Raw genomic sequence first — 25894 nt, forward strand, 5'->3', positions numbered from 1 at the left:
CTACAGAAGTAAAAAGGAGCTGACAGGAAAGATCCGTCTGGTACGTTTTCCGGGAGCCGATCTCTGCGCTTGCTGCGGAACTCATGTGACTCATACAGGAGAGATCGGAATGGTCAAAATCCTCAGTGTGGAAAATTTCCGTGAGGGTGTGAGAGTTACTATGATAAGCGGAAAAAGAGTTCTGGACTATCTGAATATGGTAAATGAGCAGAACCGTCAGGTTTCTGTGAAATTATCGGCAAAAGCCACAGAAACAGCCCGGGCAGTAGAACGGCTTCAGGAGGAAAATTACCGTCTGAAAGGCCGGCTCCTCCGTCTGGAACAGGAACTGTGTGATACAGAGGCAAAGAGATGGGAGGGCGCTGGAAATGTACTTTTATTTCATCAGGGGATGGATGCAGGCAGTGTGCGTAAAATGGCAGATGCTGTGATGCAGAAATGCAAGGGCCGCTGCGCTGTTTTTTCAGAGAATCCGGATGGAAGCTATAAATATGCTGTGGGGGAAAAGGACGGAGATCTCAGGCAGTTTATAAAAGAGATGAATCAGGCTTTAAACGGGCGAGGCGGCGGAAGGCCGTTTTTTGCCCAGGGTTCAGTAAATGCCGGTGAGGCAGAGATCAGAAAATTTTTTGAGAAATAAACTATAACACACACATTCAGCAGGAGATGAAAGAAAATGTTTGGAGAATGTCATGCTCATATTTTTATGGACGGGATCAATTACCGGGAAGCTGTAAAATGTCATAAAGACGGAGCAGACGAAAAAATAATCAGAGAGCATCTGGAAGCTTACAAAAAGGCAGGAATAAGCTTTGTCAGAGACGGAGGAGATCCTTACGGGGCTTCCGTTCTGGCCCGGAAGCTGGCGCCGGAGTACGATATCGACTATCGTACCTCTGCTTTTGCCATACACAAGGCAGGACATTATGGAAGTATTGTGGGAAAAAGCTTTACGGATTTAAAAGAATTTCACAGTCTTGTTCTGGAAGCCGGAAGGCAGGGCGCTGATTTTATTAAGATCATGACTACCGGACTTCTGGATTTTGCAGATCAGGGAAAGGTGACCGGTACACCTCTGGATAAAAAAGAGGTTTGTGAGATGGTGCATATTGCACATGAAGAAGGCTTTGCCGTTATGAGCCACACCAATGGAGTATATGGAGTCCAGGCAGCAATAGAAGCCGGAGTAGACAGCCTGGAGCATGGGAATTATATGGATGAGGAATGTATTTCCATGCTGGCAGACAGCCGTACAGTCTGGGTCCCCACCCTTGTGACTGTGAGAAATCTCAGAGGATGCGGACGATATGAGGACAGGGTTCTTATGCCTATTATCAGAAAAGCAGAAGAAAATCTTTTTCTTGCATTTCAGAAAAAGGCGCAGGTGGCTCTGGGAAGCGACGCCGGCGCCTACATGGTAATGCATGGAAACGGAATTGTTGATGAGTATACTGCCTTTCGGTCAGTTCTGGGAGACAGCGATAATCTGGAGAACTGGCTGAGACAGGGTGAAAATGAAATAAAAACCCGGTTCAGGCATCCTCGATTTTGATACAGGTATAAATGTTGGTGTTCCGGGATTCTGCCGGATCAAAAGTAAGCTTTACGCTGCTTCCGGTAAGCAGCCCTCCTGTAGAGGAGTTCTGGGCTGTATCGGTAAAAAAAGTAAGACTGATTCCATCTGGGCTCATAATCGTAATGGTATTGGCAGTGGATCCGATGATCTCGCCTGAGACTGCAGATGAAATGGAGTGTTTGTTGGCCTGTTCCGGTATTTCGCCTGTAATTCCCAGTACAGTTATGCCATCCAGAGTGGTTCCGTTGAATTCTCCTGTGTAGGTAATATTCGCATGAGCTCCTGCTGCAATTCCTCCGCTGAAGTGACAGGGGACAGAAGACATGTCAAGCTTCAGTACAGTGTCGGAATTGTCAGGCGATACCTGAAGTGTGTTCATATTTACAGAGCGGATCACGGTGCGAAGCTGTTTTTCCTGGGGAACAGGAGTATCCGGCTGAGGCGGCGGAGTGGGAGTAGGTTCAGGTACTTTCAGGGGATCAATATCGGAGACGCTGAGCACCTTCAGCTGTGAAGCGTCCAGAATATTTGGATTTTCTGAGGTACCCTGGCCAAAATCTCCCCTGTAATGAAGATAGACCCAGCCTCCGGGACGGATTCCGTTTTGATAATACTGTTCTGTTCCGGTAACAGGATAAGTGGCAGTTTTGCCGCTTTTTGATTTCAGGGTAATGGTATTTTCTGTAAGTCCCTGAACCTGCCCGTAGGTCTTTTTTTCTTTCAGTTCCGCTCTGTCATGGTAGGCATCTGCCACCTTCAGGACTTTGACAGAACTGGTATCAGTGGTGTTAAGCTGACCTTCATAGATCACGCAGACGTCAGCCCCGGCCAGAAGTCCTTCCTTACATTCAAGCTCTGCCTGTGAGATGTCAAAGCTGTAGGTATCTGACTTTTGGCAGAGGGTAAGGCGGCTTCCTGTAAAATCCTTTACAGTTCCCCGGATCTCATCCATATATACCCGGGGATTCTGTGAAGCATCAGCCTGGATTTCCGGCTTGTCAGAAGAAACTGGTCCGTCAGAAGTCTCAGACGGAATACAGCCGGAAACGGCAAAAAGAAGTGTTGTGCAGAGAAGAGCAGCTGATAGTTTTTTCATGAATGTCCTCCAGTATGATCAATTACCGGACGTTTCCTGCAGGCTGTCTTTTGCGGACAGAGGTTTCTCTGTGCTGTCCGCAGCCGGAGGCTTGGCGGTGAAATCAAAGATTTCCCGGTAGGCATCCCATTCCTCTCTGCTGTGGGCAGCATTGGGCATCAGCCCTGTACATTCGGTACAGGCATTGGTGTCCAGGTAATTTTCGTAATATACATGATAAGGATCTTCAGTTTTTTTTACAGAACTGTGATCCGAAAGTTTTCTGTGTTCCATCATACCCCTCCTTTATGCTGTTGGCAATGGTTTTGAGAGATAGTATGGTAAAAAAACTGTATTTTATTCATTACTGTTCATAGATCAAGTTGCTGTGAACGAATTGAACAGTAACTTTTATTCAGTTATAGAGTGTTAATATTATAACAGAAAAATGTTGAAATATCTGTAAAGTGTGTTATACTGTGGATAAATAAATAATAGCGAAGTAGGAATTTATGCGTTAAGTGTTCACTGGCTGGGGAGTCGCCGTGAAACGAAAAGCTGATGACAGAAAAAGCTTACGATATATTTTCCGCACCCGTTGCTACATATGAGAACATCTCATAATGTGGAGGGAATATTATTTATGATAACATTATGGAGGTGTTTTTATTATGCAGAAAAACAGCACAAAATCTGTCTGGAATGTAAAAAATCTTGTTTTTATGGCGCTTCTGGTAGCCATGCAGCTGGTACTTACAAGGGTTCTGGTACTGGATCTGGGCCCATATCGTATTACTGTGGGAACCGTATGTACCGTGCTTGCCGGACTGTGGATGGGACCGGTTGCCGGCGGAATCTGCGGACTGTGCGCAGATATTGTAGGATGCTTTCTGAAAGGCTATGCGGTGAATCCGTTTATTACACTGGCATCCATTCTCTGGGGCGTTCTTCCGGCCCTTTTCAGAAAATTTTATTTAAGCAAATCCAGAAAGGCGAAGACCGTAGGGATTTCGGTTTCTATTGTCATTACAGGAGTGATCAGCTCTCTGTGTCTGACAACGGCCGGACTGGTGCTTATGCTTGGATATAATTTTTATGCGATCATGCCGGGAAGACTTGTTCAGTTTGCAATTATGACTCCGATCTACTGTGTACTGACCTGCCTTCTGTATTTCAGTCCTCTGACCTCTATGGTGGCAGGACACAGCTCTTCCGCTGTACTGGAAAAGAGAACTGTATAAGGTACGCAGGAGAAATTTTTTGACCAAAAATTACATATTCGATTCCCCATACAGGACGTGGTATTGATACTGCGTCCTGTTCTGTTATTACAGGAACAGACTGTTTGATATGATCGGAGCCTGCTGTTATACAGGCTGTACACGGAACCAGTAGGTATACAGGTCATGGAATCCCAGAGAGGTATAAAGACTCCGGGCAGGGGCATTTCCATGTACTACCTGGAGATAGGCATTCTCTGCTCCGCGTTTTTTTCCTTCCTTCAGAAGCCCTGTGCAGATCTGGCGGGCCAGACCCTGTCCTCTGAATTCTTCTTTTACGTGAATTGCATAAATCCCAATATAATCCCGGTCCAGTATTCCAAGTCCGGTGGCGATGATTTTTCCGTTTTTCTGAACAGAGGCGCACAGAGTTTCCTTGGGAATTGCATGGTACATGGACGGAACTACCTCCCTGTGAACGGGATCTGTCATTTTTTTCAGGTTAAAAAGGCTGAAGATCCATGAATCAGGAATGGTTTCTGTGAACTGTACGTCATTAAAGGCGGAAGTCAGCCGGGCATCGTCCAGACTCAGGGTCATTACGTCTGTTGTATGCTGGATTTCATACCCACGATTTTCCAGTGTGTAATCAAAGTCAGGAGAAACCAGCGGGCTGATCTTAAAAATTGCAGGGGTTCCCAGTCGTTTGTAAACATTTTCACAGTAAGGAATTTTTTCCCGCCAGGGCAATGTGGAGGTTCCAAACTGTTCCACACTGTTGGTTCTGTGTGTATAAAAATAAGAAAAACGGAGAATCCATCCGTCATAAAGTTCCATTTTATGGGAAGGCCATGCATTCAGCGACATATCTTCTATTTTTTTTATGCTTGCTTCCATATTTATCTCTCCTTGTATGGGTTATATAGCTGCTGTAAATAAGCAAATGGAAAAAGTGCACAGAGTTCTGTCTGTTACGGTATAAGGACGAAACAGGAACTGCCCTTTTTTAATATTTGTATATTGCTGATTCTGCTGATCAGGCTTCGATAATTAGTTGTGAACAATTCATGTATATATTCACATGGAAATATAGATATTATACATAAAAATAAATAAATATGCAACATATAAGAATAAATATTCAATTAAAAAAGAGTGACGGAATGGGGGATGAAAAGAAGGGTGTTTTACAACAGAAAACGCAAATTTTCCTGTCGGAATTTGATGAACGAATTTTGTGGACAGACAGGCTTGAAAGAACTATAATAAGACTCACCAGAAATCTTCTGGTATTCCTGCCGTCTGGTCAGACGGATTTATCCCATTTTATTATTTTTATAAGTACCCGTTTACTGTTTATGAAAAAGAATAACAGCAGAGAGAAAGGGGGAAGGAACTGAATTACTGTAAAAGGAATGTTAGTGCTGACAATTGCCGGGGTTGGTGTTGTAATGGATATTTCCAGCATGCGGATCAGCAATGGCTGGATCCTTTGTTCTCTTCTGACAGGTTTTCTGTTTTGCTTCAGCAGAAATGGAAACGGTCCATATGAATTTTTTCTTGGTGTAACGATTCCGGCGGCGGCTCTTGGATGGCTGTTTGTGTTCAGGATGCTGGGACCGGGCGATATAAAATTATTTTGTGCTCTTGGAGGAATTATGGGGGCGCATGATATCTGGCGCTGTATTGAATTTTCTTTTCTGGCGGGAGCCGTCATATCTCTGGCGATTCTGATATTCTGCGGAAATCCTGCAGAAAGACTGCGCTATCTGACCTCATATCTGGAAGATTATCTGAGAACAGGGATCAGGAAACCCTATTATCACAGAGGATTCGCATTGGAAAACTTTCACTTTACAATTCCTGTTTTTATGAGTGTGATGCTTTATGCAGGAGGTATATATTGAAAAAACAGATTTTTGCGGTTTGCGACACGGAGGCTGAATATGCCAAAAACTTTATGGAGTATCTGAACAGAAAGCAGAATCTTACTTTTGAGGTACAGGCATTTACCGGAGTGAAGAGTCTGCTGGCTTTTGCAGAGCAGAACAGAATCGAGATCCTTCTGATCTCAGAGGCAGCTGTGTGCCGGGAGGTACGGGAGCTGGATGTGGGAAAGCTGATCGTCCTTACAGAAGGCATTAAGTCTCCGGAGCTGGGCGCCTATGCGGGTGTTTACAAGTACCAGTCCTCTGCCCAGATAGTAAGAGAGGTTATGGCCTGTTACGGAGAGGAGAGATCAGTGCTGCCCGTGCAGTCTCCTGTTCTGAAAAAAGCCACACAGATACTGGGCGTTTATTCTCCAGTAGGACGCTGCCTGAAAACTTCTTTTGCTCTTACTCTGGGTCAGCTTGCTGCCAGGGAAAAACCTGTTTTGTATCTGAATCTGGAAGAATATTCGGGATTTGAAGAACTGTTTGGAAAGAGCTTTACAGGAACATTAAGTGACCTTCTGTATTTTGTGCGCCAGGGGGATCATAATCTGACAGTCAGGCTGAACAGTATGGTTGAGACAGTAGGGCAGCTTGACTTTGTTCCTCCGGTTCAGTCTCCTATGGATATCAGAGGAACTCCCTGGCAGGATTGGGTCTGTCTGATCCAGGAAATTGTTCTGCACAGTTCTTATGAGGTGCTTATTCTGGATATAGGAAATGGGATTGACGAGGTGTTTCAGCTGCTGGATCTTTGCAAAAGGATTTATATGCCAGTGTGTTCAGACGGACTTTCAGAATGTAAGATCATACAGTTTGAAAATCTGCTGCGAGTGCTGGATTATCCTCAGGTGCTGGCAAAAACGGTAAGAATGAAGCTTCCGTTTCACGAAAGTATTTCCGGAAACGGGGCATATGTAGAGCAGCTTCCATGGAGTCAGCTGGGAGAGTACGTAAAAGAACTGATAAGAAAGGAAAACATATGAACAGGGAGACTTTTCAGGCGATCCGAGATCTTCTGATGGAAAAACTGGATATGTCCAGAGAAATGACTGACAGAGAGATACTGGATGAGATTGACCAGCTTATCCTGAACCGTATGAGGGATTCGTATATATCTCTGAATGAAAAGCTTCAGCTCAGGCAGGAACTGTTTTATTCGGTGCGCAAGCTGGATGTACTTCAGGAACTGATCGAGGATGAAACAGTAACAGAGATTATGGTAAACGGTCCGGATGCGATCTTTGTGGAGCGGGGAGGACGGCTTGGGAAATGGGATAAAAGCTTTACCTCCCGGGAAAAGCTTGAGGATGTGATCCAGCAGATTGCAGGACGGTGCAACCGAGTGATCAATGAATCCATGCCGATTGTGGATGCCCGACTGGAGAACGGAGCCAGAGTAAATGCAGTGATCAGCCCGGTGGCGCTGAACGGTCCTATTCTTACCATAAGAAGATTTCCGGACACTCCCATTACAATGGACAGACTGATCGCGCTTGGAAGTCTTACCTGTGAATGTGCCCGGTTTCTGAAAGCTCTGGTAAGGGCCAGGTATTCTATAGTCATAGGCGGTGGTACAGGAAGCGGCAAAACTACGTTTCTTGGAGCTTTGTCTGATTATATTCCTGAAGATGAGCGGATCATCACTATTGAGGATAACGCGGAACTGAAAATTCAGGGCGTGGAAAATCTGGTCCGGCTGGAGGCAAAAATGGCAAATATGGAAGGTGCGGTATCGGTCAGTATCCGGGATCTGATAAAAACAGCCCTCCGGATGCGGCCGGACAGAATCGTGGTAGGGGAGGTAAGAGGAGGTGAGGCAGTGGATATGCTTCAGGCTCTGAATACCGGGCATGAAGGCAGTCTCAGCACAGCTCATGCAAATTCTGCCAGAGACATGCTCAGCCGTCTGGAAACAATGACGCTTATGGGGGTGGATCTGCCGCTGGAGGCAATACGGAGACAGATTGCCTCGGGGGTGGATATTCTGATCCATCTGGGCCGAATGAGGGACAAAACAAGAAAAGTACTGGAGATTACAGAAGTTTGTGGCTATGAAAAAAATGAGATTATAACGCGGACTCTTTTTCGGAGGGAGGAAGATCTGGGGCTTGTACAGGTGTCAGAGCTTTTGAACCGGGAAAAGCTGGCGCGGGCAGGGGTGGAAATATGAATCAGGACAAAACAAAGCAGAATTATGAGGAATATCATTATACAAAAAAAGAAGTCGCTAAATATCTTTTTCAGAGTACAGCTTTGTGCGGGGCAGTGGATTATCTGTTTTATCAGAACTGGTGGTGCATGATCGCGGCTGTGCCGGCAGCAGTGCTGTTTTTAAAATGGAAAAAAAGACAGCACATCAGGGAGAGGAAGAGGTCTTTGAATTATCAGTTTAAAGATGCCCTGAATTCTCTGAGTGTTGCAGTGCAGGCAGGTTATTCTGTGGAGAATGCCGTGACAGCATGTATGAAGGATATGGAGCGGCTGTATCCTCCGGAAGCTGATATTGTCCGTGAATTCCATTATATTGAAAGCCGGAAGAAAGTCAGCGTTCCCGTAGAAGAATTGTTTCTTGGACTTGGTGAAAGAAGCGGAATTGAGGACATTGAAAATTTTGCCGCTGTTTTCAGCACGGCAAAGCGTTCCGGCGGCGATATGGACAAGATCATTCAGACATCAGCCAGAATGCTTGGAGATAAAATTGATGTCAGAAAGGAAATAGAGACAACTCTTTCTGCAAAAAAGGCAGAACAGATGATCATGAGTCTGATGCCTGCGGGAATTATACTGTATCTGCAGCTTACTTCTCCGGGCTTTCTGGAGGTTCTGTACGGGAATCCGTTTGGCGTATGCGCAATGACAGTCTGCCTGGGAATCTATGGACTTTCCTACTGGCTGGGGAAAAGAATTGTGGATATTGAAGTATAAACAGGAAAAGATTGTGGAAAAAAGTACAGGAGTAGCTTATGTGGGTGCATATTGTAATATTTATTCTGGCTTTTGGGACAGTCCTGATCAGTAAGGCCGGATGGATTCATCTGGACGCGTTGGGAGATAAAAAAGGAGTCCGTTTGTTTCTGGCAGTTGCTGTGTGCGGGAACTTCCTTGGAATGGCTGTGACAATGACCGGGGAAGGAGGAACAGTACAGCCGGATACATACAGAATTCCCCGTGAGGAGACAGGCTCATATGAAAAAGAGTATCTGATTTCGGTGGACGGAGAGGAAAGCGAAGCTCTGAAAATCCAGGTTCCGGAAAAAGAAACGGAAGAGCAGGAAGAAACCGTTTCGGAAAAGGAATCTCCTGAAAGTATACGACAGAAAGAATTTCAGGAAATGCTGGATCAGTATAATCAGCAAAAACAGGACCCGGATTACTATTATCTGCCTTCAGAGTGGAAGGGACATCGGTTGGAATGGGAGCGTCCAAAAGAACATACAGGAGAGCTTCTGGCATCCCTGGGACTGTTTGCTGCCTTTGTGGTTCTGCTGAAAAGCACAAGGGAAAAACAGGAAGAGGAAGCCAGACGTGCGGAACAGCTTCTTATGGATTATCCGGGAATGGTGATGAAGTTTGCTCTTTTAATCCAGGCAGGAATGACAGCAAGAAGCGCATTTCGGAAAATGGCTGATGATTATGAGCGCAGAAAAACGAAAAGGCGGCATTTTGCCTATGAGGCTGTGGCCGCAGCCTGTTATGAAATGGACAGCGGAGTATCAGAACCCGAGGCTTACAGACGGTTCGGGGAAAAATGCGGACAGATGAAATATAAGACGTTTTCCACACTACTGATTCAGAATCTCCAGAAGGGAAGCCGCAGAATGGCGGATATCCTGGAACAGGAAGCCCTGGAGGCCTGGGATGAACGGAAAAGAAAGGCCCGTGTTCTTGGGGAAGCGGCAGCAACAAAGCTTCTGGTGCCTATGGTGATGATGCTGGCTGTTGTAATGGCAATTATTATGATTCCTGCATTTCTGTCCTTTTATGGATAAAGAAGCAGGAGCGGGGAGGTGAATACATGAAAAAACTGTGGGAACTGGCAAAGGGATTTGCCGCAGAAGAGGATGCAGTTGGTGTTGTGGAAATTATTCTGATTCTGGTGGTTCTGATCGGTCTGGTTATTATTTTTAAGGAGCAGCTGACCAGTCTGGTAAAAAATATTCTTTCAAAGATCACGAAACAGAGCAATTCAATCTGAGAAACAGTCCGGAATAAATCCGGGAGCAGGAAATGAAATTTTGGGAAAAGGAGGGTATCTGTTATGAAAAAGGGCAGCATTACAATTTTTCTGGCGCTGATTCTCAGTCTTCTACTGTCCCTGGTATGTACCAGTATAGAATCTGTGAGAATGGCAGCAGCAAGAACCCAGATTTTAAGCGGTCTGGATATAGGGCTTTATTCTCTGTTCGGTCAGTATGACAGAGAGCTTCTGAAAGAATACGATCTGTTTTTTCTGAATGGATCAGGGAGTTCGGGGACATTAAACCTTGCTGCTGTATACGATAATCTGGAAAGCTATATGAAACCGGTACTGAAGCAGAACAGCCAGAAATTATCTATTGTTCAGGGAGGATTGTCCGGGTATCGTCTGGCTACAGATGAAAACGGAGAAGTGTTTTACAGACAGGCTGTTTCATACATGAAAGATACCCTTGGCAGTCAGGGGGTTCAGAAACTGATACAAAAATTTCAGGAAAAAAAGGATCGCGTGGAAGATGCAGAGAAGGCCGGAGCGCAGGCAGAGGAAAACAAATCCCTGGAAAGCTATGATTCAGAAATGAATGCAGCAGCCCAGAACAGTCAGGAGGCAGCTCAGCAGCAGACAGAGTCCGGAAATTCAGAAAGTGGAGACACAGATATTTCATCAGGCGAAGATCTTTCTGATGGGAAACCGGAAGAAAAGATAGAAAATCCGATTCCTGTCTTAAAGGCAATACGTAAAATGAGCCTTCTTGATCTGGTGGTTCCGGCAGAAAAAGGGATTTCAGAAAACTGTGTGTCAAAATCTGAGCTTCTTTCCGGGCGAGATCCTGAAAAAGGAATGGAGATGACACAGCCGGTAAAAACAGACAGTTCCTATGCTTCCAGCCTTTTATTTCAGCAGTATCTTATGGATAAGCTTGGCTGCTATACCAATCCTGCTTCCGGAGGATTAAAATACCAGACGGAATATCTGCTGTGCGGAAAAACAAGTGACAGAGAAAATCTGAAGTCAGTTGCAAGGAGACTGCTTCTTGTCCGTGAAGGCGTAAATGCCGCTTTTCTTATGGCTGATCCTGCAAAGAGAGCGCAGATGCACGGTCTGGCACTGGCCATCGCCTCTGCCTTTCTGATTCCTCCGGCTGCTGTGATCATAGAGGCGGCGCTTCTGTTCTGTTGGTCCTTTGGAGAAAGTATTTTAGATTTAAGGGAACTGTTTCATGGGGGAAAAGTTCCTCTGGTAAAGAACTCCGGGAACTGGCAGCTTTCACTGGATAATCTTGCGCATATTCTGGAGGGGCTGGACAGTCAGAGAAAAAGTGATGAAAATGGAATGTCCTACGAAGAGTATCTTCAGATACTTCTTTTATCTCAGTCTAAAAGAAATAAGCTTCAGAGAGGAATGGATATGGTGGAGTGCTGCATCAGAAATACCACCGGGCAGAAAGAGTTCCGTCTGGATCACTGTATAGAAGCAATAGAGGCTTCTGTGGATGTACGGGCAAACAGGAAAAAAACGTTTACAGTAACAAAGCAATTCAGTTATGTATAAAAAGACAAGAAAAGAGGTGCAGAAAGATGCTTTTTCAGGAGACATATAAATTCATAAATGGGAAGGATCATAAGAACTGGGTAGACAGAAAAAGGAAAGAAAGGATAAGTTCTCTGTTGCGCTTCAGATACCTGCTTACCCCGATGGGCAGGAGAAGCAGAGTGTTTTCTGGAAAGGTATCTCTTTGCGCCTCTTTTCTGAAAAAGGCAAGCTTTGCAGTAGAGACAGCTCTTGTGCTGCCGGTGTTTTTTCTGGGAATGGTTACACTGATTTCTTTTATGGATATCTATCAGATTCAGACAGAACACCTTCGTACATTATGTGAAAAAACAAAGGAGGCAGGTATGTATGCCTATGTGCTGGATGGAAAAGGAACGGAAGAGATCACTTTGCCGGATGTTTACTCTTACACTCCGGTGGGAGGAGTGATTCCTCTCCCAAAAGTACGGATGTACAATACAGTAAAGGTACATGCCTGGACAGGCGCGGACAGCAGAAGATTTGCCCACAATGGAGATCAGGCAGAAAGAATGGTATATGTAACTGTTTCAGGAACAGTATATCACAGAAATCCGGGATGCAGATATCTGAATGTTGTTGTGCAGCAAATGTCGGGCGCGGGTGTAAAATCGGCCAGAAACATGTATGGAGAAAAATATTATGCCTGTGAAAGCTGCAGCAGAAATCAGAAGCCTGCAGGAACTGTTTATGTTACAAAAAGTGGAAACAGGTATCACAATCAGTCCTCCTGCAGCGGGCTGAAGCGTACTGTCAGGCTGGTAAAGCTTTCGGATGTCCATAATATGGGAGCATGCAGCAGTTGTGGATAGAGGAGGGAGTATATAATGTTCGAAGAAATTGTTACGACGCTGTTTCTTGGCTGCAGTGCATGGACAGACTGGAAAAAACATGAGATTTCCCTGATCTTAACAGGAATTTATGCCAGTACGGGCCTGCTTTACAGCTTTATGTCAGGAAGAGAAATTCAGGATATTCTGATTCCGGCAGTTATTGGAGCGATTTTTCTTTTGGCATCTGTGATTACCGGAGGCGCTTTGGGAATGGGAGACGGATGGGTGATGCTGGCTTTAGGGTGTATGACTGATACAACAGTATACCTCAGAACCCTTGGCAGCGGGCTGTTTCTGTCTGCAGTGGTATCAGCGCTGCTTCTGACAGTGTTTCACAGAAGCCGCAAAACAGAAATTCCTTTTATTCCATTTTTGTTTCTGGGATATACAGGAGGTATTTTTATATGACATTAAAAAAATATTTGTGGGAAAAAGCTAAAAAAGGAAGCTTTACCATTGAAGCGGCCTGTGTGATGTCATTGATACTTGTGGCAGTCATGGGAATTCTTTATCTTTGTTTTTTTGTACATAATCGGGCATGGCTGACGGCAGCCGCCTGCGAATCCGCACTTACCGGAAGTATGGAGGGAAACCGGGAAGGCGGAAACACAGGAGAAGCAGCCGGGAAACGCAGTCAGGAGCTGGGGGATATTGGATTTTTTGGGGCTGAAAATCTGAAAACTCAGATAAAGGATGGAAAAGAGGTAACGGTAAGCTATACGGCAGACACCATATCAGAATTTGGAGGATTTTCCTGGAAACTGAGAGCAGAAGGAAAATCCAGAGTCATTGATCCGGTAGGATGGATTCGTAAGATCAAAGCGGCAGAGGATATTTTTTCAGATGCAGGAGGAAGGTAATGCGCACAGAATATAAGAGAGATGTAAGTCATAATTACCTTATTTTGCAGGAAGAAAAGGCAGTAGATACCTCATCTTATCAGGTACGTATGCTTACAGGAAATGTGATTCCGTCCATACTGAAATGTCATTTGCAGAATCTGGATGGCGAGGTGCTGTTTTATTATGACATAACGTCAAAACAGTCCATAGCAACACTGTTTGAGGATAAAAAATTCCGGAGTCAGGATCTTCAGAGTATTCTGGAAGGATTTGTAAAAGTAATGGAAGAGCTGGCCGAATTCCTGATGAATACGGATCAGCTTGTACTTCAGCCGGAATACATCTATATGGATGCAGAGAGGAAAAAAGTGTATTTTTGCTGCCTTCCCGGATATCAAAAAGAAATTCAGGGGCAGCTTCGGGGATTGACAGAATATATTCTGCCAAAGCTTGACCATGAGGATAATCAGGCAGTGATGCTGGGGTATGGTATTTACAGGAAAGCTCTTGAACCGGGATTTCAGCTTGAGGTGGTAAAAGAGGCAATTTATCAGAAGGAAGATGAAGCGGATAAAAATGCAGCTTCTCCAAAAGAAGATAAATATCAGGAAATACTGTCAGAGAAACAGGAGAATGAAATTATAGATGCTGTGATTCCGGATGAACAGAAAAAAGAAGAGATTAAAAACAGGAAAAAGGAAAAAAGAATTCCATGGAACTGGATTTTATGCTGTGGAGCAGGCGGCGCAGCTGCGCTGGCTGTACTGGCAGCCGGTTTTTGGGGAGTCATTCCAAAGCTTCCAATAGAAATAGTGCTGGGGATCGGAATTATGGCTTTGGGAGCAGGGGCATTTACAGCGTGGATCACAGAAAAGAAGAAGCGGAAACAGGAACAGACCGCACAATGGCATAACAAAATAAAACAGGAACCAGACAGCAGCCCTGTGTCAGGCCAGATCAGAAAGAAAGAAAATATAAAAAAAGATCCGGAAACAATCCGGGAAGACCGTAAGACAGAGACCAGTATTACAGGAGAGCTTTTTGGAACAAAGAAAAAAGAGGAGGACAGTCAGGAGGAAATCTGTGGTGAAACAGTAGTTCTTTCTGCCGGGCAGAAAAAGGGACCGGCTGCTCTTGTAAGCAGAGAGCCGGGAGAGCTGGCAACGATTTATCTGGAACAGGAGCTGACGGTAGTAGGAAAGCTGGCAAATGCTTCAGATGCAGTCATTCCGATGCCAACTGTCAGTCGTATGCATGCAAGGATCCGAAAGAGAGAAGATGAGTATTACCTGGCAGATCTGAATTCCAGAAACGGCACTGCAGTAAACGGGAGAATGCTGAAAGGAGATGAAGAGTACCAGCTTCAGGACGAGGATCAGGTGGATTTTGCTCAGGCAAGATATATTTTTATAAAGTAAACAGCAAAGGGCTCTCTTGCCACTGTGATGAAAGAATAGTATAATACTCTTAATATTGGATTACAGGAGTTTAGATAAAATATGAAGAAATTTGATCTCAACTTTTACAGTGGGAAAAGAGTTCTGGTAACAGGACATACAGGATTTAAGGGAACATGGCTTTGCCGCCTGCTTCTGAATATGGGGGCTCAGGTTACCGGATATTCACTGCAGCCGCCTACAGAACCTTCGATCTTTGGGCTGGCAGGCATGGACAGACAGATGAACAGTATAACAGGCGACATCCGAAATCTGGACAGACTTCTGGAAGTGTTCAGAGAGAACAGGCCGGAAATAGTGCTGCATCTGGCAGCCCAGCCGATTGTGCGTGAATCTTATAAAAATCCGGTATATACTTACGAAACGAATGTAATGGGAACTGTAAATATACTGGAATGTATCCGTCAGACCGATTCTGTGAGATCATTTCTTAATGTGACAACTGATAAGGTGTACCACAACCGGGAATGGGAATGGGGATATCGGGAAGATGATCCATTGGATGGATTTGACCCTTATTCCAACAGTAAGTCATGCTCGGAGCTTGTGACTCACAGCTATAAAAATTCATTTTTCATGGATGGAGCGCCTGCTGTTTCGACTGCAAGAGCAGGAAATGTAATCGGAGGCGGAGATTTTGCTGCAGACAGAATTATTCCGGACTGTATCCGGGCAGCTCTGGAGGGAAAGCCCATACCAGTAAGAAATCCTCATTCCACAAGACCGTTTCAGCATGTGCTGGAGCCTTTATATGCGTATCTTATGATTGCTGCCATGCAGTATGAAGAAAGCAGATATTCGGGATATTATAATGTAGGACCGGATGACAGGGACTGCGTGACAACAGGAGAGCTTGTAGATCTTTTCTGCCGTGCATGGGGGGATGGACAGACCTGGGAAAATCATTTTGTGGGCGGACCTCATGAAGCGAATTTTCTGAAACTTGACTGTTCCCGAATGAAAAGTGTTTTTGGCTGGAAACCGGCCTGGGATGTTCGTACTGCTGTAGAAAAAACAGTGGAGTGGACAAAGGAATGGCAGGCGGGGCAGGACATAAACACAATTATGGACAGACAGATCCAGGAGTTTCTGGCTGATATAAAATAAAAAACAGGAGAAAAAATATGTTTGAAAATATGACAGAACAGCAGGCAAGAGAGCAGATTCTTGGAATCGTAGATAATTATTGCCGTAAATATCATAACCAAGAGAAAACATTTAAAGAGGGAGACAGAATTCCTTATGCATCCAGAGTTTATGATTCAAAAGAAATGGTAAATCTTGTGGACAGTGCTCTGGAATTCTGGCTGACAGCAGGCAGATATGCAGATGAGTTTGAGAAAAAATTCTCAGAATACCTGGGAATCCGTTTCTGTTCTCTGGTTAATTCCGGATCTTCAGCCAATCTTCTTGCTTTTATGGCGCTGACTTCACCGCTTCTGAAGGAACGCCAGGTGCGTCCGGGAGACGAAGTCATTACAGTAGCGGCAGGATTTCCGACAACCGTGGCGCCAATGATCCAGTATGGAGCGGTTCCTGTATTTGTAGATGTGACAGTACCTCAGTATAATATTGACGTAACCAGGCTGGAAGAAGCTCTTTCTTCCAGGACAAAGGCAGTAATGCTGGCTCACACCCTGGGTAATCCGTTTGACCTTAAGGCTTTAAGCGATTTCTGCAAAAAACATGACCTGTGGCTGATTGAGGACAACTGTGATGCACTTGGTTCTGAGTATATGATAGACGGAGAGAAGAAGCTTACAGGAACCATTGGTGATATCGGCACATCAAGCTTTTATCCGCCTCATCATATGACAATGGGAGAAGGCGGAGCTGTGTACACAAACAATCCGCTTCTGCACAAGATTGTCCGTTCCCTCCGCGACTGGGGACGTGACTGCAGATGCCCGTCCGGCCGTGATAACGTGTGCGGACACCGATTTGACAGACAGTACGGAGAGCTGCCTCTTGGCTACGACCATAAATATGTTTACTCTCATTTTGGATATAATCTGAAAGCAACAGATATGCAGGCGGCAGTAGGATGCGCTCAGCTTGAAAAGTTCCCTGGATTTGTGGAAAAGCGTCGTCATAATTATGCGCGCCTCAGAAAAGCCCTTGAGGGAATGGAAGAAAAATTTATACTTCCCGAAGCCTGTCCCGATTCTGATCCAAGCTGGTTCGGCTTCCTTTTGACATGCAAAGAAGGAGTGGACAGAAATAAAGTGGTTCCTTATATTGAAAGCAAAGGTGTTCAGACAAGAATGCTGTTTGCCGGAAATCTTACAAAGCACCCCTGCTTTGATCAGATGAGAGCAGAAGGCAGAGGATACCGCATTGCCGGAAGTCTGGAAAATACAGACAGAATCATGCGCGATACTTTCTGGGTAGGTCTTTATCCGGGCATGACAGATGAAAAGATCGATTATATGGCAAAGGTGATCCGGGAAGCCGGAAATCTTTAAGCCTGCTGTGGAAAAGATACTTCAGAGAAGGGATAAAAGTAAATGGTAATAGATGAAAAGCTGCGCTGGTATGGATTCTGGCTGGTGGACCGTCTTCAGGGAGGAAAGGTACGCGGCTATTATGAAGAAATCCGTGACAGCTATAAAAACGGGACTTCCATAGAAAAGACTCAGGAGAAAATCAGGAAGCTGATCTCTCATGCAGTTCGCACAACTGAATTTTATAAGGATTTTCCAGAGGATACTCCTCTGGAAAAAATGCCTGTTATGAATAAGGAGACTTACAGAAATCATTATGAGCAGTGCCAGTCCTCTGTTTACAAAGATGCTTCAGATAATCGTATTATGTACACAAGCGGCTCTACGGGGACTCCGTTTGCCATGATACAGAATCGCAATAAAATCCTTCATAACACAGCTGCAAGTATTTTTCTGGGGGCTGCCGGCGGATATTATATCGGAATGAAAGAAGCATTTATCCGCATGTGGGTAGGAGATCACGCAAAAAAGAGCTGGATCTCCAGAACGGCAGAGAATCTGATCATGATGGACTGTTCCAATCTGGATGAAGAAGTTTTGGGTAAAATGGTTTCTGTTATTAAGAAGAAACGGGTAAAGTGTATCATCGGATATGCATCTGCAATTGGAGAACTGGGACGGTATATTGAAGAGCATCATATGAATACCGGAGACTTTTGTGTGAAGGCAATCCTTCCTATTTCAGAGAGCATGCCAAGTGAAGTAAGACGAAATCTGGAAAGAATTTTTAACTGTACAGTACGTTCCTGGTACTCAAATGAAGAAAACGGTATTATGGGTCTGCAGCGTGAAGAAGATGAAAGCTATTATATTGATTCTGAAAGCTACTATTATGAGATTCTTAAGCTGGACAGTGATGAACCTGCAGAACCGGGAGAGCTTGGACGAATTGTGATCACAGATCTTTATAATTATGCCATTCCCCTGATCCGTTATGACAATGGGGATCTGGCAGTGGCAGAACGAAAGGAAAAGAACGGCAGATTCCGTCTGTACCTGAAAGAACTGTATGGAAGACGGGGAGATATGATATATGACTGCAAGGGAAGAATTGTGTCTCCGTTTGTACTTTTGAACGGTCTTTCTATGGCAAAGGGAATCAACCAGTACCGTTTTATCCAGGAGGATGTAACAAAATATACTTTATGGCTGAATGGCGACAGACAGGTAATTGATGAGAAAGCAATCCTGGATTTTATTAGTCCCTACTTTGGTGAAGAAGCAGAAATTACAGTGGAGTATGTAGATGAGATCCCGGTTCTCAGCTCCGGAAAAAGAAAATCTTTTGAAAACCGGTGTGAAAAATACATAAAAAAATAACTGGGGAGGCTTCTCTTTGGCATCAAAAGAAAAACAGAAAAGAATTGTATCAAATACAGCGTATACCATAGGCGGAGCGCTTCTGATGAATGGGGTTCTGCAGATTGTTGTCTATCCTCTGCTGAACCGAAAAATGGGAAGCGACCAGCTGGGAGAGCTTTTGTATCTTATGGGGCTGGTTGCAATACTCTGTCCTTCTGTGGGGCAGGCGCTGAATACCAGCCGTCTTGTTGTACGAAGAGATTATCAGGTGAAAAACGGGGACTATAATGTCCTCCTTTTGCTGTTTGGAGGAGTGGGAACAGCAGTCACTCTTTTTGTGGCAAGGGATTCCATGGTATCTCTGCCTGTTATTTTCTGGACGGCAGCCCTTCTTATGACAACAATTTTTCGTTATTACGGAGATGTGGAATACCGTCTTAACCTGAATTATAAAAAATATTTTTACTATTACTGTGTGCTGACAGGCGGATATATAGCCGGCTTTGGACTTTATTTCCTTACAAAAAACTGGTTTCTGGTATTTCTTGCAGGCGAGGCAGCAGCTCTGGTGTATCTTGCCGCAACCGGAACTGTGTTCAGAGGATTTTTTGACCGGAGCAGGTGGTTTACCCAGGCATTTCAGCGGGGAGGCTTCCTGGTATTTTCTTATCTGATTACAAATTTTACTTTGAATATTGACCGTCTTGCGCTGGAACATATGGTGGGGCATCTGGCAGTAACACAATATTATGTAACTTCTCTGATCGGAAAAACTCTGGTGCTTCTGGTGGCGCCTGTTAATACGATCATTATTTCTTATCTTACAAGAAAACAGGAGAGAATGGATAAAAAGCAGTTTCTTCTGTTTACCGGAATCGGAACAGGCGTAAGCCTTGTGTTTTTCCTTGGAGCGCAGATTGGAACTCCTATTTTCGTAAAGCTGTTTTATGGAGATCTTTATGAATCAGTAAAAGGAATGATCACAGTTGTAAACCTCAGTCAGATCCTTGGCGTACTTTCAGCCTATCTTTTTATTGTAGTTCTTACCTTCACAGAGGAAAAGTGGCAGTTGATCCTTCAGATCATACATTTGGCTGTGATTGCAGTCCTTGTGTTGATTTTTACAGAAAAGAGCGGTATTATGGGTTTTGCGGCAGCCGTGCTCATTGCCAATGTGATACGTGTGGCAGCAGTAATCCTTCTTGGATTATGGAAAGCAGGCAGTGGCCCAAAACAGAAAAGACAATGATATTGATTCTACATCATAAATGAGGAAGGAAAAAGAATGCAGGCGGGAGAAATTTTAAGACGAACAGCGTTTAATATACTGGATAAGCTTCACGGCGGAAAGCTTGAAAAAATAAAAAAAGTAAATAAAAGGGAGATTGTAGAGGGAATTACAGAGGAGTATGCACAGCGCCGTGTGGAAATGCTTCTTGATTATGCCAAAAAGCATTCTCCTTATTATAAAAATTACCAGGACGCACAGGATATTACAGAGTTTCCTGTTATGACAAAAATGAAATATAACGAGAATATGGATGCAGTTCTCTGCGATACATTCCGTGACAGAAAAGACAGTCTGTTCCGTCTGAAAACAAGCGGTTCAACAGGCGCGCCGTTTACTGTTTTATGCGACGGGGATAAAATGAACCGTGTGAATATGAACTTTATTTCCTTTATGGAGCTGAACGGATTCCGCATGGGAATGAAGCGGGGAGAGTTCCGTGTATGGATCCCGGGTAAAAATGTGATCTCCAAATGGAAATCCTTTAAAAATAATCTGATCATGATCGATATCTCCAACATGGGAGACGATGCCCTTGCAGATATCTGTGAAAAAATACGAAAAGACAGGATTCAGGTTCTGGTTGCATATTCCAGCGCTCTGACAGTTCTTGCAGATTATCTGAAAAGGAAAAAAGTTGATATCAGGAAATGGGACGTGGAAATGGTTTTCGCCATGGGCGAGGCGCTTCCTCAGAAAACATATGACCTGATCCGGGAAATCTTTGGCTTTTCGGCAGTCCGTTCTTATGGAAATAATGAGAACGGTTTTCTTGCATGCCAGGTTGGCGAGGAGGACCGGTATACAGTAGACCTTTATAATTTTTATATTGAAATGCTGAGCCTTGATTCAGATGAACCGGTGAAATCGGGAGAACTGGGAAGAATCGTTGTAACTGATTTTTATAATAAAACTTTTCCTATGATTCGATATGATACGGGAGACACGGGGATTTATCAGGAAGTAATCGATGAAAAGGGCAGAAAACATGGTTATTTTACAGAAATATACGGACGCCGTGGTTCTATGATGTATAACTGTAAGGGAGAACCTCTGTCTATTCATGTTTTTATGAATGTTCTGATCAATATGGAAGGAATCGTACATCAGGCAAAATGCATTCAGTGGGAAAAGAAAAGATACGAGTTGCTTTTAAATGCTGACCGGACAAAAGTCAATGAAGATGAGGTAGTGGCTTCCTACCGGAAATATCTGGGAAAGGAAGCTCAGATCGACGTTACTTATGTAGATGAAATTCCTATTGAGGCATCCGGAAAGCGTATGGTATGCGTTCAGAAATGCCAGGCTTATCTGTAGGATGTCAAAGATACAGAAAAAAGCTTCAGATAATATATCAGAAGGCTGAAGCAACAGTTGAGATGGAGAAAGAAAATGAAACAGAAGGTATCTGATTATATAGCGGAATATATTGCACAGTGGGGGATCCGGGATGTATTTACTGTTACCGGAGGCGGAGCCATGCATATGAATGATGCTTTTGGACATCATAAAATGCTGCACTGTACTTATCAGCATCATGAACAGGCATGTGCCATGGCGGCAGAGGCCTATGCCCGTCTTGGAAATAAAATGGCAGCAGTCTGTGTCACCACGGGACCGGGAGCTACAAATGCAATTACCGGGGTTCTGGGGGCATGGATGGATTCCATTCCGATGCTGGTATTTTCAGGTCAGGCGCGCTATGCAACTACGGTTTCTGCCTCAGGTCTGCCTCTTCGCAGCATGGGAGTGCAGGAATGCAATATTGTTCCGGTAGTAAAAAGCCTGACAAAGTATGCTCACATGATCGTTCATCCGGAGAACATCCGGTACCATCTGGAAAAGGCTCTTTATCTGGCTGTAAATGGAAGGCCGGGACCGGTATGGCTGGACATTCCTCTTGATGTTCAGGGGGCAGTCATAGAAACAGATGATCTGAAAGCCTATGATCCGGAAGAAAATCCTGAACAGAAGCCCCGGGAAATAAAGGATGAGACGGTAGAGCAGATTCTGGATAAACTGCAGGAAAGCAAACGGCCGGTTCTTTCACCGGGAAATGGTGTACGGCTGGCAGGGGCACACGAGGACTTTTATCAGCTTGCTGAGCTTCTGGGCGTTCCGGTGGTAACAGGCATGAGCAGCGTGGATGCCATTGAGTCGGATCATCCCCTGTTTGTGGGAAGAAGCGGAGGAACAGGAACAAGACCGGGTAACTTTGCACTTCAGAACAGCGATGTGCTTCTTTCTCTTGGCAATCGTCAGGGATTTGCACAGACAGGCTTCCGGTATCAGGACTGGGCAAGAGAAAGCTATACCATTCTGAACGATATTGATGAAAATGAACTGAAAAAACCAAGCCTGCATGTCAGTCTGCCTGTATGCGGCGATGCCGGAGAGCTGATCCGAAAGCTGATAAAGGCTGCAAAAAAACGTGGAGCTTCCAGGGAAAACCCCTTATTCCAGGGAAATGCATGGAGAAATCAGTGTCTTTTATGGAAGCAAAAATATCCGGTTGTTGTGTCCGGTCATTATGAAACTGTGGAGGATGGCTGCACAAATATTTATGCGTTTTATGAAGAACTGTCCAGAGCCATGAAGGAAAACCAGAATCTTATGGTCAGTGTGGGAACTTCCAGAGTTGCAGGAAGTCAGGCTTTTCGTGTAAAAAAAGGTCAGCGCTTTATTACAAATCCCAATACGGCATCTATGGGATTCTGCCTTCCGGGGGCAACAGGGGTGTGTATTGCATCCGGGAAACAGCCGGTAGTCTGTGTGACCGGAGAAGGAAGCCTTCAGATGAATATTCAGGAACTGCAGACGATCAGGCAGAATCATCTTCCGATAAAACTTTTTGTAATCAACAATCAGGGATATCATTCCATTCGACAGACTCAGCAGAGCTATTTTGGAGAACCTCTGGTGGGAGTTGGACAGGAGAGCGGCGACCTGAGCTTTCCGGATCTTCAGAAGCTTATTCCGGCTTATGGATTTCCGTACAGATGTATTCACAGCTCAGAAAAACTGTCGGATACGATTAAGGAAGTATTGGAAATGGACGGAGCGGCTGTATGTGAGGTTTTTGTAACCAGGTATCAGAAAACCGAGCCGAAAACCTCATCGAAAAAGCTTCCGGATGGAAAAATGGTGTCTGCGCCTCTTGAGGACATGTATCCGTTTCTTTCCAGGGAAGAGCTGGAAGAAAATATGTACATTCCTCTTCCGGAGCAGAAGTAGTATAATGTCTCATTCACATTCGCATAATAACTTGCCTGAATTTCCAGCTGCCGGGTTGTCGTCAATCGCCGGTGCCGCCGCATCGCTTTATTCCATCACCTTACAGACGGAAAATTCACTTTGCGTCATTACACTGAAAATGAATGAGACAATACGCCAGAGTATTTTTTATGCTCTTTAAACCAGACAAAAATATTCTGCCAGACAGCAGAAACAATAGAAAAACAGAAGAGTTTTTCTGATTTCATAGCTGTTAAAGACAGTACAAAAGTTAAATAAGAAGGAAAATTATGCAGCGGATTATTGTAACAGGAGCCACCAGTATGATCGGCGTGGCTTTAATAGAAGAATGCATAAAGCATGGAACAGAGGTTTATGCAGTTGTACGGGAAGGGTCAGAAAAGCGTTCCCGTTTGCCGGAAAGCAGTCTGATCAAATTTGTGGACTGTTCTCTGGAGCATCTGGACAGGCTGCCGGAAATGATTCCGCAGGAATGTGATACGTTTTATCACATTGCCTGGGGGAATACCGGAGAAAACAGAAATTCAAGCACAGAGCGTCAAAGCCGCAACATCGGGTATACTTTAGCAGCAGTAAAGGCAGCGGCAGCTCTTGGCTGTAAACGTTTTATCGGAGCCGGATCCCAGGCAGAGTACGGTCTGCTGGATCTGGACAGGATTTCGCCGGAAAGCGCGGCAAATCCCACAACTCCTTACGGAGCGGCAAAGCTGGCATCCGGATATCTGGCAAGGATGCTTTGCAGGGAACTGGGAATAGAGTGTATCTGGCCCAGAATATTCAGTGTTTATGGAATTTATGAAAAAGAAACTACCATGATCGCCTCCGGCCTCAGAAAAATGCTGGCAGGGGAGCCTACAGAATTTACACCCGGAATGCAGAGATGGGAATATCTTTTCAGCGCAGACGCAGGCCGCGCCTTTTATCTTATTGGAGAAAAAGGACGGGACGGAGCCGTGTACTGCGTAGGAAGCGGACAGCCTGCGCTGCTTCGGGATTATATACAGAAAATGGCAGAGCTTACAGATTACAGGAATCCGGGGATCGGAGCCAGACCATATCCCAAAGGCGCTGTAATGAACCTCTGCGCAGATATTGATTCTCTTTATCAGGATACAGGTTTTGTACCGGAGTATACGTTTGAGCAGGGAATCAGAGAAACCATTGCCTGGCTGAAAGGCCAGAGTACAGGAGATAAAAAATGAAAAAGAAAATTTCAGTGGTAATTCCTACATATAATGAAGAGGCGAACGTGGTTCCACTGTCAAAAGCAGTTACAGAAGTCATGGAACGCGACCTCAGTGATTATGACTATGAGATTTTGTTTATTGACAATCATTCCAAAGACAATACGCAGGCGCTGATCCGCGGACTGTGCGCCAATAATAAAAACATTAAGACTATTTTTAATGCAAAAAACTTCGGTCAGGCCAGATCTCCTGTTTACGGTATGAAACAGGCATATGGAGACTGTGTGGTTCGTATGTGCGCTGATTTTCAGGACCCGGTAGAGATGATCCCGAAATTTGTCAGAGAATGGGAACAGGGAAATAAAATCGTGATCGGCGTGAAAAATGCCAGTCAGGAACGAAAGGGAATGTACAGGATCCGTGGTCTGTATTACAAGATGATCAGAAAGATCACCGAGATTGACCATATTGAACAGTTTACCGGTTTTGGACTGTATGACAAAAAATTTGTAGACGTGGTGAGAGACCTTCATGATCCCATGCCCTATCTTCGTGGAATCATTGCAGAGCTTGGGTTTGATTATAAAGCAATTCCCTATACTCAGCCTAAAAGAAGAGCAGGAAAAAGCAAAAATAATTTTTACAGCCTTTATGATTATGCCATGATTGGTATTACCTCATATTCTAAGGTAGTGATGCGTCTGGCAACTTTTGCCGGTTTTATTATTGGCGGCCTGAGCTTTGCGGCAGGTATTGTATATCTGATTCTGAAGCTGATGTACTGGGATCGTTTTTCAGCAGGTATTGCTCCTATGGTCATCGGTATGTTCTTTCTGGGAGCTCTTCAGCTGTTCTTTATCGGATTTCTTGGAGAATATGTACTGAGTATTAATACAAGGGTACTGGACAGACCTCTGGTAGTGGAAGAAGAGCGTCTGAATTTTGAGGATGAGGACAAAAAATGTCAACAGAACAGAGAATCTGAAACCCAGGAAAACAGAGAGGCAGAGTTCCGGAAAAAAGATTTAACAGAAAAAGAGTCTGAAAACAGTGGGACAATGCAGGCGGACAGTATCAGATACAGCGCAGATGCTTCTGTGAAAGAACCTGAGAAATTCAGTGGGGAAGTACAGAGAAACCGCAATGGATTTATTCAGGCTGAAGATGTTTTTGGAAAAGAGAGTGACAGGGAAAAACAGGAGAGTATTCATGAATAAGAAAAAAACAGCATGTGCATCAGGCTGGATGGGCAGAAAAAAAGACCAGTGGAACAGTATGAAGCTGTGGAGCGGAAACGATCTCTGCAGACTGGACTGGATTTTGTCTTTCCTGATACTGGCAGTTCTTTTTGTGACCTGCGCTCATTCTGATGTAAAGCTTACAGGAAACCGTTCCTTTCTGATGTATGAACATTTCGCGGATTTTTATCAGGCAAGCTATGAGCAGTCAGGAGGATACTGGGCAAATTATCTGCCAAGTACGTTTATTGCCTATGCGGTCTGGAATCTGCCCCTTTATCTTACAGGACATGCACCGGAAGCAATGCTGACAAACAGTTTTATTAATATTATGTGGTATAAGCTTCTTCCGGTTATTTTATATTTTGTTACTTCTCAGATTATTTACAAAATCGGAAAAGAAATGGGATTTGGCG

Annotated in this window: 25 protein-coding genes, 1 pseudogene and 1 riboswitch; of the genes and pseudogenes, 23 read left to right on the top strand and 3 right to left on the bottom strand. The window is 44.5% G+C overall.

Annotated features, from left to right (window positions below):
- Window positions 1-640 (top strand): DHHA1 domain-containing protein (locus QVP40_RS03145; protein ID WP_288200298.1); only part of this gene is annotated, 640 nt, incomplete at its 5' end.
- A 36-nt stretch (window positions 641-676) separates the two neighbouring features.
- Entirely contained in the window at window positions 677-1552 is an 876-nt protein-coding gene (locus QVP40_RS03150; RefSeq protein ID WP_022067050.1) for an imidazolonepropionase and related amidohydrolase, read from the top strand.
- Here QVP40_RS03150 and QVP40_RS03155 read toward each other — a convergent pair.
- Both QVP40_RS03155 and QVP40_RS03160 read right to left on the bottom strand, forming a co-directional pair.
- Window positions 1533-2672 (bottom strand): hypothetical protein, encoded by a 1140-nt coding sequence (locus QVP40_RS03155; protein ID WP_022067051.1) that lies wholly within the window; start codon window positions 2670-2672, stop codon window positions 1533-1535. The genes QVP40_RS03150 and QVP40_RS03155 overlap by 20 nt on opposite strands.
- A gap of 18 nt (window positions 2673-2690) precedes the next feature.
- Window positions 2691-2945, bottom strand: a complete 255-nt coding sequence (locus QVP40_RS03160; RefSeq protein ID WP_022067052.1) for a hypothetical protein — start codon at window positions 2943-2945, stop codon at window positions 2691-2693.
- 202 nt (window positions 2946-3147) lie between these two features.
- A riboswitch (THF riboswitch) is annotated at window positions 3148-3254 on the top strand.
- A gap of 68 nt (window positions 3255-3322) precedes the next feature.
- Here QVP40_RS03160 and QVP40_RS03165 point away from each other — a divergent pair.
- Window positions 3323-3892: a folate family ECF transporter S component gene (locus QVP40_RS03165; RefSeq protein WP_022067053.1), complete on the top strand. Its 570-nt coding sequence runs from the start codon at window positions 3323-3325 to the stop codon at window positions 3890-3892.
- 126 nt (window positions 3893-4018) lie between these two features.
- Here the strand turns inward: QVP40_RS03165 and QVP40_RS03170 are convergent, their stop codons facing one another.
- Window positions 4019-4768, bottom strand: coding sequence for a GNAT family N-acetyltransferase (locus tag QVP40_RS03170; protein ID WP_022067054.1), 750 nt, complete (start codon window positions 4766-4768; stop codon window positions 4019-4021).
- A 524-nt stretch (window positions 4769-5292) separates the two neighbouring features.
- Between QVP40_RS03170 and QVP40_RS03175 the strand changes: the two genes are divergently transcribed.
- From QVP40_RS03175 to QVP40_RS03270, 20 genes and pseudogenes are all read left to right on the top strand, one after another.
- Entirely contained in the window at window positions 5293-5778 is a 486-nt protein-coding gene (locus QVP40_RS03175; protein ID WP_022067055.1) for a prepilin peptidase, read from the top strand.
- Window positions 5775-6788: a hypothetical protein gene (locus QVP40_RS03180; RefSeq protein ID WP_022067056.1), complete on the top strand. Its 1014-nt coding sequence runs from the start codon at window positions 5775-5777 to the stop codon at window positions 6786-6788. Before QVP40_RS03175 ends, QVP40_RS03180 begins: the two co-directional genes overlap by 4 nt.
- Window positions 6785-7975 carry a CpaF family protein gene (locus QVP40_RS03185; RefSeq protein ID WP_022067057.1) on the top strand — a complete coding sequence of 397 codons (1191 nt, stop codon included), beginning with the start codon at window positions 6785-6787 and terminating at the stop codon, window positions 7973-7975. The genes QVP40_RS03180 and QVP40_RS03185 overlap by 4 nt, the downstream gene beginning before the upstream one ends.
- Window positions 7972-8730, top strand: coding sequence for a type II secretion system F family protein (locus QVP40_RS03190; RefSeq protein ID WP_022067058.1), 759 nt, complete (start codon window positions 7972-7974; stop codon window positions 8728-8730). Before QVP40_RS03185 ends, QVP40_RS03190 begins: the two co-directional genes overlap by 4 nt.
- Before the next feature lie 38 nt (window positions 8731-8768).
- Complete coding sequence (locus tag QVP40_RS03195) at window positions 8769-9794, top strand: type II secretion system F family protein (protein ID WP_022067059.1); 1026 nt, start codon at window positions 8769-8771, stop codon at window positions 9792-9794.
- A 26-nt stretch (window positions 9795-9820) separates the two neighbouring features.
- Window positions 9821-10000 (top strand): Flp1 family type IVb pilin, encoded by a 180-nt coding sequence (locus QVP40_RS03200; protein ID WP_022067060.1) that lies wholly within the window; start codon window positions 9821-9823, stop codon window positions 9998-10000.
- Window positions 10001-10063: 63 nt separating this feature from the next.
- Window positions 10064-11554 (top strand): DUF5702 domain-containing protein, encoded by a 1491-nt coding sequence (locus QVP40_RS03205; RefSeq protein WP_022067061.1) that lies wholly within the window; start codon window positions 10064-10066, stop codon window positions 11552-11554.
- A 161-nt stretch (window positions 11555-11715) separates the two neighbouring features.
- On the top strand, window positions 11716-12384 hold the full coding sequence (locus QVP40_RS03210) for a TadE/TadG family type IV pilus assembly protein (protein WP_287575623.1): 669 nt from the start codon (window positions 11716-11718) through the stop codon (window positions 12382-12384).
- A gap of 15 nt (window positions 12385-12399) precedes the next feature.
- Window positions 12400-12813, top strand: a complete 414-nt coding sequence (locus tag QVP40_RS03215; RefSeq protein ID WP_022067063.1) for a prepilin peptidase — start codon at window positions 12400-12402, stop codon at window positions 12811-12813.
- Window positions 12810-13265, top strand: coding sequence for a TadE family protein (locus tag QVP40_RS03220; RefSeq protein ID WP_022067064.1), 456 nt, complete (start codon window positions 12810-12812; stop codon window positions 13263-13265). Before QVP40_RS03215 ends, QVP40_RS03220 begins: the two co-directional genes overlap by 4 nt.
- Complete coding sequence (locus QVP40_RS03225) at window positions 13265-14665, top strand: DUF6382 domain-containing protein (RefSeq protein WP_022067065.1); 1401 nt, start codon at window positions 13265-13267, stop codon at window positions 14663-14665. Before QVP40_RS03220 ends, QVP40_RS03225 begins: the two co-directional genes overlap by 1 nt.
- A gap of 81 nt (window positions 14666-14746) precedes the next feature.
- Complete coding sequence (gene rfbG, locus QVP40_RS03230; RefSeq protein ID WP_022067066.1) at window positions 14747-15811, top strand: CDP-glucose 4,6-dehydratase; 1065 nt, start codon at window positions 14747-14749, stop codon at window positions 15809-15811.
- A 17-nt stretch (window positions 15812-15828) separates the two neighbouring features.
- The gene (rfbH, locus tag QVP40_RS03235; RefSeq protein WP_022067067.1) at window positions 15829-17169 is read left to right on the top strand and encodes a lipopolysaccharide biosynthesis protein RfbH; all 1341 of its coding nucleotides are present in this window, start codon (window positions 15829-15831) and stop codon (window positions 17167-17169) included.
- Window positions 17170-17211: 42 nt separating this feature from the next.
- Window positions 17212-18528, top strand: coding sequence for a phenylacetate--CoA ligase family protein (locus tag QVP40_RS03240; protein ID WP_022067068.1), 1317 nt, complete (start codon window positions 17212-17214; stop codon window positions 18526-18528).
- Between the two features lie 16 nt (window positions 18529-18544).
- The gene (locus QVP40_RS03245) at window positions 18545-19759 is read left to right on the top strand and encodes a lipopolysaccharide biosynthesis protein (RefSeq protein ID WP_022067069.1); all 1215 of its coding nucleotides are present in this window, start codon (window positions 18545-18547) and stop codon (window positions 19757-19759) included.
- Window positions 19760-19795: 36 nt separating this feature from the next.
- The gene (locus QVP40_RS03250; protein WP_022067070.1) at window positions 19796-21115 is read left to right on the top strand and encodes a phenylacetate--CoA ligase family protein; all 1320 of its coding nucleotides are present in this window, start codon (window positions 19796-19798) and stop codon (window positions 21113-21115) included.
- Window positions 21116-21190: 75 nt separating this feature from the next.
- Window positions 21191-23032, top strand: coding sequence for a thiamine pyrophosphate-binding protein (locus QVP40_RS03255; protein ID WP_022067071.1), 1842 nt, complete (start codon window positions 21191-21193; stop codon window positions 23030-23032).
- A 290-nt stretch (window positions 23033-23322) separates the two neighbouring features.
- Window positions 23323-24255: an NAD-dependent epimerase/dehydratase family protein gene (locus QVP40_RS03260; protein ID WP_022067072.1), complete on the top strand. Its 933-nt coding sequence runs from the start codon at window positions 23323-23325 to the stop codon at window positions 24253-24255.
- Window positions 24252-25202, top strand: a pseudogene (locus tag QVP40_RS03265) (glycosyltransferase family 2 protein); the annotation flags it as partial. The gene QVP40_RS03260 and the pseudogene QVP40_RS03265, both read left to right, overlap by 4 nt.
- A gap of 247 nt (window positions 25203-25449) precedes the next feature.
- The coding region (locus QVP40_RS03270; RefSeq protein WP_288200299.1) for a hypothetical protein at window positions 25450-25894 on the top strand (445 nt) is incomplete at its 3' end.

This window comes from Blautia sp. CAG:257, assembly GCF_000433815.1.
Taxonomy (GTDB): domain Bacteria; phylum Bacillota; class Clostridia; order Lachnospirales; family Lachnospiraceae; genus Blautia_A; species Blautia_A caecimuris.

Bases quoted from the DNA above. Each gene is read 5' to 3' on its own strand.
- QVP40_RS03150 (WP_022067050.1), top strand. From the start codon at position 677: ATGTTTGGAGAATGTCATGCTCATATTTTTATGGACGGGATCAATTAC.
- QVP40_RS03155 (WP_022067051.1), bottom strand. From the start codon at position 2,672: ATGAAAAAACTATCAGCTGCTCTTCTCTGCACAACACTTCTTTTTGCC.
- QVP40_RS03160 (WP_022067052.1), bottom strand. From the start codon at position 2,945: ATGGAACACAGAAAACTTTCGGATCACAGTTCTGTAAAAAAAACTGAA.
- QVP40_RS03165 (WP_022067053.1), top strand. From the start codon at position 3,323: ATGCAGAAAAACAGCACAAAATCTGTCTGGAATGTAAAAAATCTTGTT.
- QVP40_RS03170 (WP_022067054.1), bottom strand. From the start codon at position 4,768: ATGGAAGCAAGCATAAAAAAAATAGAAGATATGTCGCTGAATGCATGG.
- QVP40_RS03185 (WP_022067057.1), top strand. From the start codon at position 6,785: ATGAACAGGGAGACTTTTCAGGCGATCCGAGATCTTCTGATGGAAAAA.
- QVP40_RS03190 (WP_022067058.1), top strand. From the start codon at position 7,972: ATGAATCAGGACAAAACAAAGCAGAATTATGAGGAATATCATTATACA.
- QVP40_RS03195 (WP_022067059.1), top strand. From the start codon at position 8,769: ATGTGGGTGCATATTGTAATATTTATTCTGGCTTTTGGGACAGTCCTG.
- QVP40_RS03200 (WP_022067060.1), top strand. From the start codon at position 9,821: ATGAAAAAACTGTGGGAACTGGCAAAGGGATTTGCCGCAGAAGAGGAT.
- QVP40_RS03205 (WP_022067061.1), top strand. From the start codon at position 10,064: ATGAAAAAGGGCAGCATTACAATTTTTCTGGCGCTGATTCTCAGTCTT.
- QVP40_RS03215 (WP_022067063.1), top strand. From the start codon at position 12,400: ATGTTCGAAGAAATTGTTACGACGCTGTTTCTTGGCTGCAGTGCATGG.
- QVP40_RS03220 (WP_022067064.1), top strand. From the start codon at position 12,810: ATGACATTAAAAAAATATTTGTGGGAAAAAGCTAAAAAAGGAAGCTTT.
- QVP40_RS03225 (WP_022067065.1), top strand. From the start codon at position 13,265: ATGCGCACAGAATATAAGAGAGATGTAAGTCATAATTACCTTATTTTG.
- rfbG (WP_022067066.1), top strand. From the start codon at position 14,747: ATGAAGAAATTTGATCTCAACTTTTACAGTGGGAAAAGAGTTCTGGTA.
- rfbH (WP_022067067.1), top strand. From the start codon at position 15,829: ATGTTTGAAAATATGACAGAACAGCAGGCAAGAGAGCAGATTCTTGGA.
- QVP40_RS03240 (WP_022067068.1), top strand. From the start codon at position 17,212: ATGGTAATAGATGAAAAGCTGCGCTGGTATGGATTCTGGCTGGTGGAC.
- QVP40_RS03250 (WP_022067070.1), top strand. From the start codon at position 19,796: ATGCAGGCGGGAGAAATTTTAAGACGAACAGCGTTTAATATACTGGAT.
- QVP40_RS03255 (WP_022067071.1), top strand. From the start codon at position 21,191: ATGAAACAGAAGGTATCTGATTATATAGCGGAATATATTGCACAGTGG.
- QVP40_RS03260 (WP_022067072.1), top strand. From the start codon at position 23,323: ATGCAGCGGATTATTGTAACAGGAGCCACCAGTATGATCGGCGTGGCT.